Below are 12,357 nucleotides of genomic sequence, written 5' to 3'. Positions count from 1 at the left end.
TTTGCTAAAAAGCTCACGCAAATTTTTGTTGAACCATTTGATTTTTGCAGTGTTGTATTTTAGGAAATCTTATAAAATTTAAATCATGGCTAAGGAAAAGACAAAAAGCAAAAAGAAAAAGGATAAGAAGAAAGGGAAGAAAAAGAATAAATTGGGCGTAAAAAATTCCCTTGTCAATAATATCAATGCCCGTAAAAAGAAAGGTAAATCACGTTCTAAAAAGAAATCTAAAATCAGCAAGAAGGCTTACAAGAAAATGCAAAAGGGCTGGAAGAAAAAATAGTGGACTTGAAAAATATTGCTAATTTATTATAAATGATCAGAAAGTAAAAATAATTGCACTATATTTGTAAGGTAAACTTATAAGCTTACCTTACAAATATTAGAATGTTAGACAGCCAGCAATTGGCCTCCGCCCTTCGACCAGTTTTAACCCGACTGGTACGAAAAATGCGGAAGCTTTCTCCCATAAACACCGTGCTTTCGCAAACGGAACGTTCTGTTCTGGTTTTGCTGGAAAGTCAGAAATATCTATCTGCAGAACTTGCCGTAATTGAAAAAATTACCCCACAATCTATGGGGCAAGTTTTGAATCACTTAGATGCACTTAACCTTATTGAAAAAAGTATTTCGGAAAGTGATAAACGGAAAATCTACATTTCCATATCCTCAACCGGCTTGGAAATGATTAAACAGGTTAGGCATGAACGAGAAGAATGGCTAGCAATGGCGATCGATCATGCCTGTACAGATCAAGATAAAAAAGCATTGAATAATGCCATTGTGGCCTTAGCAAAATTGGTTGATTTTTAATTACGGGTTATGAAAATCAGCACATTTAATGCATTTAAAAGTCGAAATTATAGGCTATACTTTGGCGGCCAATCGGTATCTCTAATTGGAACCTGGATGCAGAAAACTGCCGTAAGCTGGGTAATTTATTCGGAAACACATTCCAAATTTATGCTCGGCTTAACACTCTTTGCCAGTTTGTTCCCATCGTTTATTTTTTCATTCATTGGCGGGGTAGCCTCCGATCGATATAACCGATATAAGCTTTTGCTAATTACGCAGATTGCATCGATGGTTCAGGCCGTTTTAATGACGATGTTAATTTTCTTTAAGCATTATTCTGTTTGGGAAATTATTGCCCTAAGTGCCTTGCTCGGATTGATTAATGCTTTTGATGTTCCGGCGAGGCAATCCCTTGTTTATGAAATGGTTGATGACAAGGCAGATTTGCCCAATGCACTGGCGCTAAACTCTTCTATGGTAAACCTCTCTCGACTAATTGGGCCGGGTTTGGCAGGTTTGGCACTTGAAAAATTTGGTGATGATATTTGCTTTGGACTAAATGCAGTAAGTTTTATTGCCGTTATTGGTTCGTTACTGATGATGAAACTGCCGAAATACATTGCTAAGCCCCATACAAAAAATGTAATCGGGGAGCTAAAGGAAGGTTTTGCCTACATCAAGAAAACACCTTCTATTAGTTTGGTTATTCTGATGCTGGCGTTGATCAGTCTACTCGTTTTGCCATTTAGCACACTCATTCCAGTTTATGCCAAAGACATTTTTAAAGGAACGGCTTCTACATTTGGTGTGATAGATAGTGTAATTGGGCTGGGTGCATTCTCGGGAGCTATATTTTTAGCCTCATTAAAACCGGGCAGAAACCTGAGAAAAATTTTGGCCATCAACACATTGGTTTTTGGAATCGGCCTCATGCTCTTTTCGCACAGCACTTACTATCCGCTTGCGCTACTTTTCGCTACGGTTTCTGGTTTCGGCATGATGTCTCAGATTACCATTAGCAACACCTTAATTCAGACTACGGTTGATGAAAATATGCGTGGACGAGTGATTAGCTTTTATGCTATGGCCTTTTTTGGGATGCAACCACTTGGCGGTTTATTAATTGGTGGCATTTCGCAATGGATTGGAACACCCGATACGGTTTTACTTGAGGGTGCTATCGCCTTGATTATCGGTGTTTTACTCTACCGAAAACTGCGCAAGGAAGAAGTTAAAAATGTTGAGGTTTCAGAACCGCTGAATCCGCCTGAAATGCAAAAAATATAATTTAAAAACATAAAAATGGTTACTTCCCTAGATAAAAATACGGCGCTGATTTTAATAGATCTGCAGAATGGAATTGTAAATTTCCCAATAACAAAACCTGCTAAGGAGGTTTTGGCAAAGGCGGCACAGTTGGTTTCGGCTTTCAGAAAAGAAAATTTAACTATTGTTGTGGTTAACGTAGACCCGACAAAATCGTTGTTAAATGACTTGCGCAAAGATGTTAAAACGCAATTTGTAAGCTTTCCAGATAAATGGTATGAAATTGCACCAGAAATTAAAACCACCGATGCGGATATCTTTATTACAAAAAATGCCTGGAATGCATTCTCCAATCCAGCTTTGGATCTGGCGTTGAAAAAGAGGGGAATAACCGGTATTGTGCTTGCTGGAATATCGACCAGTGTTGGTGTTGAGGGAACAGCCAGAGCAGCAAGCGAACGCGGTTACAACCTAACATTCGCTATAGATGCTATGGCCGATACCAATGCAGATGCGCACGAGCACAGTGTAAAACGTATTTTCCCTAGAATTGGAGAGGTAGACGATACGGAGAAAATTATCGAAAAATTAATTGGGCAAAGAGTTTAGTCTGATGGGTTTTGCGTTAGGGATTGCAAGGGTTTAGTACCCATTTTTTTTGGGTACCGCAGCGAAGCGAAGCCCTGAAAAGCCCGCCACCTTTTACGGTCCTTCATCGTAAAGGGGGAACGCCCGAATAATGAATTAGATTTTGGTGACCCGATAAAATGATAGTTTTTAATTCAATTATTGTAGAATTGATATCTTAAAGATACTAGTATCCAAAAGGATAGTGCTATCATTTAAGAAACCTTTATTTTTGCATTATGGAATTTAAGCGAAAACACTTGGACAAATCTGCCTGCACCGCCAGTATGACCGCCGTAAAAGATGCTTTGTACGTATTGAACGGAAAGTGGAAATTACCCCTAATTGTGAGTTTACAGGATGGGCCAATGCGTTTTAACGAAATACAAAAGGCGCTAGAGGACATTACTCCAAAAATTTTATCGAAAGAACTGAAAGACCTCGAACTTAATGAATTCGTGATTAGAAAAGTTTTCCCAACCACGCCTGTTACCGTAACCTATGAGTTAACGCCTTACAGCGAAACGCTTGATAGTGTAATCACCGAGCTTCGAAACTGGGGTTTGCAACATAGGGAAAGGTTGGTGGCGAGCAGACGTTCGGAACCGGTTGTAGCAGAATAGTAAGTAATACTAGTATGTTAATAGGCGTTTTCATTGTGTAATTGGCAGACTTTGAAAAGTTTAAATGCCTTATTTACATGATTATCTGTAATATCGGTTATCTTTGCAGAAATTAGAAGTAAATGGCAGTATTACATAAAAAAGAAGAAAAGATTCAGGCAACGTTGGGCAGGTTGCCAAAAAAATATTCACACGAACAATTTGTAGAAATGTTTATTAAACTTTACTCTAAAGATTGGGGTAAAATTAAATCGGCATACATTAAACAATCTCAGGATAAAGAGCCAGGATCGGTAATTAACATGCCAAAACCTGAAATTTACCTTAAACAGGTTTTAACAAACTACTTACAGCAAGCTGATGCACCTAAAATAGTTGAGGCTGTACAAGAACCTGTTATTGAAGTAAAAGATGAAGTTGCTGAAGTTAAAACAGCAAAAGCGCCAGCTAAGAAAAAAGCGGTTGTAGCTGAAGAAGTTCCAGCAGTTGAAGCTCTAGTAGCCGAACCTAAAAAGGTAAAAGCGCCAGCTAAGAAAAAAGTTGTTGTAGCCGAAGAAGTTCCAGCAGTTGAAGTTCCCGTAGCTGAACCTAAGAAAGTAAAAGCCCCTGCAAAAAAGAAAGCTGAACCTGCAGAAGAAGTTGTTGCTGAAGTTAAAAAAGTAAAACCACCTGCTAAGAAAAAAGTTATTGCAGAAACAGAAGAAACTCCAGAAGTTAAGAAACCAAAAGCAGCTGCTAAGAAGGCTGCACCAAAAAAATAAAAAAAATTTACACGAGATATAATAAAACAACTTTTTGGTTGTTTATATATATGAGAGCGTTAATTTAGATGACGGGGATAGGTCGGTATGATTTATCCCCGTTCTTTTTTATAGCGATTTTTAATATCCCCCCAACTTGCGAAGTTCCGAAGGCCTATATTGGCAAAACTTCGAAAGCCTTATAAAGATTAGTAAAGCAAAACCTGCATTTCATTTTATTGTTTGTTCCCGCCAAATGCTCATACACCTGCAGGCCTTACGCACAAAAGCCGGTATCCGCTATGTCGGGTTTAAAAAATTAAGTTTTTCGTACTGCTTTACGTTAGCTAAACCCCATCGAAGTGTTGATACTTTTTGAGCATAAAAAACCTCGCAGGTTTTAAAAACCTACCAGGTTTGATTTACGTAACCATTAACAAAAAGACCGGAACTATCTTACCCGACTTGCGAAGTTTTAAGGGCCTATGGTGGCAAACTTCGAAAATCTTATAAAGAAGAATCGAATAGATTATTTATTGGCAGGCGATAATTCCAATCAAAGAAAAAAAAAGAAAAAAAATTTCTACCGCACATAATAAAATAACTTTTTGGCTGTTTATATATACGAGAGCGTTAATTTAGATGACGGGGATAGGTCGGTATGATTTATCCCCGTTCTTTTTTGTAAATTCTGTCAACGCAATTAATCTTCTAAATTGATTGGTGATAACACTAACTAAAGGAAAAAGGAAAGCCTAACTAAACTTTTTAAGGCATAAAAAAAGCCACTGATAACTCAGTGACTTAACAATCAAACTAACATATTTTAATGTTGCGGCGATTAAGCCGGCAAAAATTTTCTTTATCTATTTTTCGATCATTTTATAATAACGAACATAATCTACATCCATTTTTTGAGGCCAAATGGAATCATCAATTCCCTGCGCACCGCCCCAATCGCCACCAACAGCAAGGTTTAGCAAAAGATGGAAACGTTTATCGAAAGGCCAAGCTTTGTATCCCGTTCCTTCGTTGGCAAAATCGAATACTTTTACATCATCATAATAACCACGAATGGCATAAGGAGTCCAATCTACACGATACGTATGAAAAGCTGTGCTTGCGCCATCAATCTTTTTTGTAATGGTTTTTTGTGTGTTTATTTTAAAGTAATATGCCTCGCTATGGGTAGTAAAATGTACATTATCCTGATCGTAACCTACGTGCTCCATAATATCGATCTCGCCAGATTTTGGCCAGTCTCCATAAGCCCTATCTGTTGGTAACATCCAAATTGCGGGCCAAGTTCCTTTTCCCAATGGTAGTTTTGCCTTAATTTCAAAGCGTCCGTAAAGCGCATCTAACTTGCCTCTGGTTACCATTCTCGATGAGGTATATCCCATTCCGCCCATACTTTCTTTTTTGGCCGTGATGGTTAAAATTCCATTCGCTACACTTGCGTTATTAGTGGTATTGGTGTAATATTCCAGTTCGTTATTTCCCCATCCGCCACCGCCGGTATCATAATCCCAATTGGCACTTAAAGGTGCCCCAGTATTGGTAAATTCATCGCTCCAGGTGGGTGTTGCTTCAAATGTCCAGCCTTTATCAACTGGAGTTGTTGCCACAGGTGGCACATAAACTGGTCCTTCTTCTCCTCCAGAGTTTTTCGAACATCCACTTAAACCCACTACAGCAATTGCACAGGCTGTAAAGATCTCTCTTTTAAAATACTTCACTAAATCTATCATCGTATCACGTTTTTAAAAGAGCAGTCTGAAAATTAAGTTTCCAAACTGCTCTGTATTTTAGAGCGTCTTTCTACTATTTAAACTCAAAATCGTCTATGTAAAATATGCCCGGATTTGGATGGCCTTCGCCACCTAACTGAACCACAATTTTATCGTATAAAGTTTGGCTTGCAAAAGCAGAATAATCAAATTCTAACTGTACCCAAGTGTTGTATTGTGCTGGCGTAATGGTTTTTACAATCTCGATTTGAGTCGTGTATGCATTGCCACCCAACAAAGAGTTTTGCAGTTTAACTGAAACCGTTGGTGCAACTTTGGTAAAATCGTTCCCGCCTGGAATAAACACTTTTAACCTGATTTTATTTTTGGCAGCCAGATCAAAACGATACGGAAGGGTAATGTTTAAGTTTCCATATTGTCCATCCGGTCCAGTTCTTTTTTCATAATACGCCACTTTAGATGATGTATTTAAAGGGAATTTAGATGGATTATCGTAGTTTCTGATGTAATCCATATTTTCTGTTACCCAAGCCATGCCGGTTGCAGCCTGAAAATCATCAGCTAAGTTAGCAGCCTGAATCGGTTTTTGAACAGGAGGAACAACTGGTCTAACGTAACCTTTTCTAATCAGTTTTAAATACCAAGCGTTACCTGCATTAGATTTATCTAAACATCTTAACCACATTTCATCAGCGGTAAGCGTTAAAATTTGATAAGATGAAACACCTAAATAGTAAGAAATAAAACCATTGTTGCTAATGTTAATGTACTTTGTTCCATTTACAACATTTAAAATCCAAGTTAAGTTAGTTGGAGGCGTATAGTTTACCGTTGGGTCATTACTGCCAACAGGGCCACCAATACCTGGCGCATTTGATGCATTTGCAAAGGTTGTTCCATTATTCGCATAAGTATATTTTAGCGAAGTTGCGCCCATTGCAAACGTCATTTCATCATCGTAGAAACCTGTTCCAGTTTTTTCATTTGGACCAGCTTGATACCAATCTGGGCCTTGAGAAGTAATTGGTCCAACACCCAAATGGCCCGGTTGTGTTTGATCAATTACCCAAACTTTACCAGCTGGATTTGATAATCCTCCAGAAAGCAAAGCATAAGCCGGATCGCTTAACATACTGGTATTGGTAGTGGCTACAACAACAGTTTTTGTTGTTGATACCGAACCCCCATCGGCCAATACGGTTAATTTAATGGTATACGTTCCGGCGATTGGATATGATGATTGTACATCGTTACCATCGGCCGTAGCGCCATTTCCAAAATCCCAATGGGCATTAATTCCATTGTAAAGACTTTTGAAATTGATGATATTTGGATTGGTAGCCGTTGGCGTTGTTGTAAACTGAATTTCTGCCGAAGTTGGCGGTGTGCCAATACCTTTAACAGTTTCACTTTTTTTACAAGAAACGATAACGCTAAACATTATGCCCAGACAAAGCAGGGCTGATGTTTTTATATTGTTTTTAAATAATTTCATTTCAGTGCGGATTAGTTGTAACCTGGATTTTGTTTAATACCACCTTTGGTAACTTCAATTTCGTTTAAAGGAATCGGTAAGTACTCGCTTTTCCCTGCTTTATACCCTGATGGGCCTAAAACAGTTACTGCTTTTCCTGTACGAACCAAATCAAAGAAACGGTGCCCTTCGGTAGCCAATTCTAATCTACGTTCTGCGTAAATATTATCAAGCGTAGCTGGAATAGAGGGTAATCCAACTCTAGCTCTAACTGCATCTAGCAATTCCTTAGCACGGGTTGCGCTACCTCCGCTTCTTAACAAAGCCTCTGCCTGCATTAAGTAAGTATCAGCCAAACGGATTTCAATTTCATCAATAGGCCAGTTTTGTTCTGCAACACCACTCGCCGAACGGAATGCTTTTAATGGCGCATATTTTTTAATGAAATAATCGGTGTTTTGGTATCGAGCATTGTAGGTTGCACCCGAAGCTTTTAACGCCGCTCCATCAATAATGGTTGCCGCAAAGCGAGGGTCAGTTTTCATCACGTTTACCAAATCCAATGTTACTGGGCAAAAGCCCCAACCACTAGAGTAAGTATCGCCATTGTAGCTATCCATCCCAATAAATTGCGTTCCAACATTTCCTTCACCACCATTAATATAGCCCCAATCTGTCCATGCAGCATTATTTGAATGCGGAATTTCTAAAATAGCTTCTGCATTAAATTTATTTGCAGGGTTAAAAATATCGGCATAATTAGGCAGTAAAGAATACCCATAAGGATTACCAACACGATTTACATCTTCAAAAATTGTTGCAGCCTCAGCCATTTTAGTATTATCGTTTTGATACAATAAAACTTTTGCCAACTGTGCTTTTGCTGCACCTTGAGAAACTCTCCCTTTATCAGCATCAGCAATTGTTGGTGGCAAACCTGGTCCCGCTTCTCTTAAATCTTTTTCAATCTGCGCATAAATCTGAGCAGGAGTAGATTGTACCTGTGCATAAAGCTCACTTGTTGATAAAACCTTTGTAATTAAGGGAACATTGCCAAAAAAGCGAACCAGATCAAAGTAGAAATAGGCTCTTAAAAATTTGGCTTCAGCAGTTACGCGGGTTTTAAATGCGGCGCTCAGCGTGGTCGACTTATCGATTTTGCTTAAAATTAAATTCGCACGGTTAATTCCTGAGAAGTTTTTATTCCATAATCCAACCTGCGGCCCCAAACTAGAGTTCATGTTAAAATTATCATAAGCCACCCAATTTGGCTGATCGGAAGCATTACTTCCGCCGGCGAAACAATCATCAGATGCCGCACTTAACAAAGGCATTTTCATGGTATAACCACCCGTTGTTCCCCATTGCGTTACATCGTAAACTGCAAGCACGCCTTGCATTACTTCTTTTTCATTTTGATAAAAGTTATCTTCCAAAGCAGTTCCTCTTGGGGTAAGCTCTAGATAATCCTTTTTACATGATACAAAAACCAGCATAACCGCAACTATTGCGATTGCACTTTTAATATTTTTATTTCTCATCATTTCCATTATTAAAAACCAACATTTAAGCCAGCAAAGAAAGTTCTTGCCTGTGGATAGAAACCACGATCAACCCCGTAACTTCCACCACCAATTTCTGGATCGTAGCCAGTATATTTTGTAAAGGTTACCAAGTTGTTGGCCATTACATAAAATCTTACTTTATCCAAACCAGCTTTTTTGATCAGGTTTTTTGGAAGTGAATATCCAACCTGTAAAGTCTTGATTCTGAAATAAGATCCACTTTCTAAAAACAGACTAGAAACACGACTGTAGTTTTGGTTGGTATCATCTAAAGTTACCCTTGGGATGGTATTACTTGTTCCATCGCCCGTCCATCTGTTTAAAATTGAAGTAGTATAATTTGCAGTTGGCAAATCGAACCTTCTTAACGCATTAAAGATCTGGTTGCCCGCAACGCCTTGTCCTAAAACAATTAAATCGAACCCTTTATAGGCTAAATTAAAAGTCATACCATAAGTAAAATCAGGAGTAGGATCGCCGATTACTTCTCTATCATCATTGTTAATCTGGCCATCGCCATTTAAATCTGCAAATTTAATATCGCCTGGTTTAGCATTTGGCTGAATTAATGTTCCACCAGCATTTTTGTAGTTGTTAATCTGTGCCTGATTTTGGAATAAACCATCGCTTCTATAACCATAAAATGATCCAATTGCATAACCAACTTTAGTACGGGTAATTTCTAAAGATTGTGGTGTAACAGTTTGTCCACCCAAGTATTCTTTATCATCACCTAAGAAATCGATATTGTTTTTAACAAAAGCACCGTTTGCGTTTACTTTTAAAGAGAATTCTCCGAATCTTTTGGTGTAACCCAATTCCAGTTCAAAACCTCTATTTGATAAATCGGCAATGTTTCCAATCGGGCCAGCATTACCAACATAACCCGGAACAGCGATTTGCAACAACATACCTGTTGTTTTTTTCTTGTACCAATCTGCGGTTAAAGTGAAGTTGCCAAAAAGGTTCATATCTACACCAATATCTGTTGATGAAGTTTCTTCCCATTTCAAATCTGGGTTTGATAAGGCATCAGGACTCACCCCATTATTTAAACCTGCGGAAGTACCCAAAGTATAGTTTCTACCACCACTTACGGTTGATAAATATCTAAAATCTCCGATGTTATCGTTACCTACAACACCATAAGAACCTCTGAATTTTACGAAGGTTACGTAGTCGTTTTTAGGAAAAAAATCTTCCTTACTGGCTACCCAACCAACTGATCCCGATGGGAAATAACCGAATTTGTTATTTGGCCCGAAGCGAGAAGAACCATCTCTACGAACTATACCTGTGAAAAGATATTTCTCATCATAGTTATACGTTAAACGAGCAAAGGCCGAGTTTAAGGTATTTAAATATTCTCCACCATAAAACACATCATTCGCTCTTGAAACTGGAAACTGCAACGAAGCATCTTTGATATTGTTAACCGGAATTCCTTCTTTGGTTCCACCTTGTGTTTCGCCTCTGTTTTTTTGGAAAGAATAACCGATTAAGCCTGTAAAATTATGCTTAGCGATTTGTTTGTTGTAACTAACCGTGTTTTCTAAAGAATAAAATAACCCTCTGTTCGAGTTTCTATTATAAGAAGTAATAGTAGTTTGATTAATAGAGTTTAGGTAGTAAATCGGCGTAAAACCTTCACTGCCCCAAAAGGCTAAATCTACCCCACCTTGCGATCTTACTTTTAAACCTTTAATAATTTCAGCCTCAACAAAAGCATTCGCAACCACTTTATCAGACCAGCCATTGCCTTGTGCAACTTGTAAAGCCGCAACAGGGTTTAAGATTTCTGATTGCGCATATTGAGAAATTCCATACGGAAAACCAGCTTCGTTTCGTACAACTGGATTGCCAATGTAAGGCGCAGCGCCATATTTCGCTGGATCAGTTTCTACAATCGGCGTAATTGGATCGATATTGATTGCTCTGTTTAATGGCGAACCGTATTCGGTATTGGTACCAACACCCACAGAATTTGTGCGGGTATAACCAATGGTTTGTCCGAATTTAATCGCTTTAGTTAATTGATGTTCAGAGTTAAAACGAGCGGTAAATCTTTTATACTGAGAATTACTTGTTGCTACAATTCCATCTTGATCAAAATAACCGAACGAGCTATAATAAGTAGATTTTTCGTTTCCACCACTGATGCTCAATTCGTGGTTTTGAATTCTTGCATCGTTGTTAAATACCGCAGCCTGCCAATCCGTTCCAACACCATATTGCGATGGGTTCGGGAATCTTGGAGTGGTTAAACCTGGAGTTTTAGCATATTCAGCTTCATTATAAATGGTAGCATACTGTGTTGCGTTTAATAAATCCAGTTTTCTAGATGGTGCTTGGGTACCCAAATAAGTGTTGTAATTTACACTCATTCGGCCATTTTTATTTCCCTTTTTGGTGGTAATAATAATTACACCGTTTGCTGCTCTAGCACCGTAAATGGCTCCAGAAGCCGCATCTTTTAAAACCTCAATAGATTCGATATCTGCTTGATTCAAATAATCAATTCCACCACCCACTTGCACACCATCAACAATATACAAAGCCTCACTGTTGTTAATTGAAGTTGTACCACGAATCCGCAAAGTTGCGCCTTCACCTGGCTGACCAGAAGCTGTAGTAATGGTTAGACCCGAGGTACGGCCTTGCAAAGATTGCTCGATACGCACAACTGGCATATTTTCTAAATCGGTTGCTTTAACCTGAGAAATTGCGCCAGTTACCACGCTTTTCTTTTGTGTACCATAACCAATTACAACCGCATCGGCAAGTAAACCTGCCTGTGGTGCCAATTGGATGGTTAGCTCTCCCGAAGAAGGCGCTTTAACTTCCTTATTCTCATATCCGATAAATGAAACTACAATTGTTGCATTATCCTCAACGGTTTTTAAAACGAAAATACCATTGGCATCGGTTACCACACCTTGGTTAGATCCTTTTACTTTTACGCTGGCACCAATCATTGGTGCACCGTTTTCATCAACCACTTTTCCGCGAATATCTATATAAGCCCGAAGCAATAAAGGCGAGCCATCCAAAGATTTTCTATGAATGATAATGGTATTATTTTTTATAGTGTAACCAAGAGGCTGTTCGCTAAAAATCTGTCTTAGCACCTCTTTTATGTCTGTATTTTTAATATCGATTGTTACCGGCTTCGCTTCTTTTAAAAGCTCGGTATTGTACAAAAAGCTGTAGCCAATGCTCTTGTTTAACTTTCGAAAAACTTTAAGTAAGGCCGTATTCTTTTCTGAAAGCGTTACGTTTTGTGCTCGTGCTCCGTAACTGATTTGAAGAAAGGTGGTGATTAATAAGACAAAAGTCAATTTCATAATCAACAAAATTTTAAACAGGCGCCCCTTAGGTTTGGGCAACCATTCAGTATAAAAATTCATATATTTGGTTATTAGGTTTAGAATAGTTGTATCTCACAATTTTTACGATTAGAATAAAGCCCTAATTTTATAGTCGGGAGCGTTGCCGCGCTTCCGATTTTTTTAGTTA

The 12,357-nt window shown here is 38.5% G+C and carries 10 protein-coding genes; 6 read left to right on the top strand and 4 right to left on the bottom strand.

Going from position 1 to position 12,357, the window contains the following annotated elements; genetic code table 11:
• Positions 1–85: 85 nt before the first annotated feature.
• The 6 genes from H7U22_RS00860 (at position 86) to H7U22_RS00835 (ending at position 4,072) form a co-directional block, all read left to right on the top strand.
• Entirely contained in the window at positions 86–283 is a 198-nt protein-coding gene (locus H7U22_RS00860; RefSeq protein ID WP_187069450.1) for a hypothetical protein, read from the top strand.
• A 104-nt stretch (positions 284–387) separates the two neighbouring features.
• Positions 388–813 carry a MarR family winged helix-turn-helix transcriptional regulator gene (locus tag H7U22_RS00855; RefSeq protein WP_187069449.1) on the top strand — a complete coding sequence of 142 codons (426 nt, stop codon included), beginning with the start codon at positions 388–390 and terminating at the stop codon, positions 811–813.
• Positions 814–822: 9 nt separating this feature from the next.
• On the top strand, positions 823–2,082 hold the full coding sequence (locus tag H7U22_RS00850; RefSeq protein ID WP_187069448.1) for an MFS transporter: 1,260 nt from the start codon (positions 823–825) through the stop codon (positions 2,080–2,082).
• A gap of 15 nt (positions 2,083–2,097) precedes the next feature.
• Positions 2,098–2,670, top strand: a complete 573-nt coding sequence (locus tag H7U22_RS00845) for an isochorismatase family protein (RefSeq protein ID WP_187069447.1) — start codon at positions 2,098–2,100, stop codon at positions 2,668–2,670.
• Between the two features lie 257 nt (positions 2,671–2,927).
• Positions 2,928–3,311, top strand: coding sequence for a winged helix-turn-helix transcriptional regulator (locus H7U22_RS00840; RefSeq protein ID WP_187069446.1), 384 nt, complete (start codon positions 2,928–2,930; stop codon positions 3,309–3,311).
• Positions 3,312–3,433: 122 nt separating this feature from the next.
• The gene (locus H7U22_RS00835) at positions 3,434–4,072 is read left to right on the top strand and encodes a hypothetical protein (RefSeq protein WP_187069445.1); all 639 of its coding nucleotides are present in this window, start codon (positions 3,434–3,436) and stop codon (positions 4,070–4,072) included.
• Positions 4,073–4,917: 845 nt separating this feature from the next.
• On the opposite strand, the gene H7U22_RS00830 is transcribed toward H7U22_RS00835, so the two are convergent.
• The 4 genes from H7U22_RS00830 to H7U22_RS00815 form a co-directional block, all read right to left on the bottom strand.
• Positions 4,918–5,802 (bottom strand): glycoside hydrolase family 16 protein, encoded by an 885-nt coding sequence (locus H7U22_RS00830; protein WP_187069444.1) that lies wholly within the window; start codon positions 5,800–5,802, stop codon positions 4,918–4,920.
• Between the two features lie 73 nt (positions 5,803–5,875).
• Positions 5,876–7,297 (bottom strand): PKD domain-containing protein, encoded by a 1,422-nt coding sequence (locus H7U22_RS00825; protein WP_187069443.1) that lies wholly within the window; start codon positions 7,295–7,297, stop codon positions 5,876–5,878.
• 11 nt (positions 7,298–7,308) lie between these two features.
• Complete coding sequence (locus H7U22_RS00820) at positions 7,309–8,820, bottom strand: RagB/SusD family nutrient uptake outer membrane protein (RefSeq protein ID WP_222621771.1); 1,512 nt, start codon at positions 8,818–8,820, stop codon at positions 7,309–7,311.
• Between the two features lie 8 nt (positions 8,821–8,828).
• Positions 8,829–12,185: a TonB-dependent receptor gene (locus tag H7U22_RS00815; protein WP_248284643.1), complete on the bottom strand. Its 3,357-nt coding sequence runs from the start codon at positions 12,183–12,185 to the stop codon at positions 8,829–8,831.
• Positions 12,186–12,357: the final 172 nt, after the last annotated feature.

Source organism: Pedobacter fastidiosus, from assembly GCF_014306625.1.
In the GTDB taxonomy this organism is placed as follows: Bacteria; Bacteroidota; Bacteroidia; order Sphingobacteriales; family Sphingobacteriaceae; genus Pedobacter; species Pedobacter fastidiosus.
This window is presented reverse-complemented; position numbering and strand designations above follow the sequence as displayed.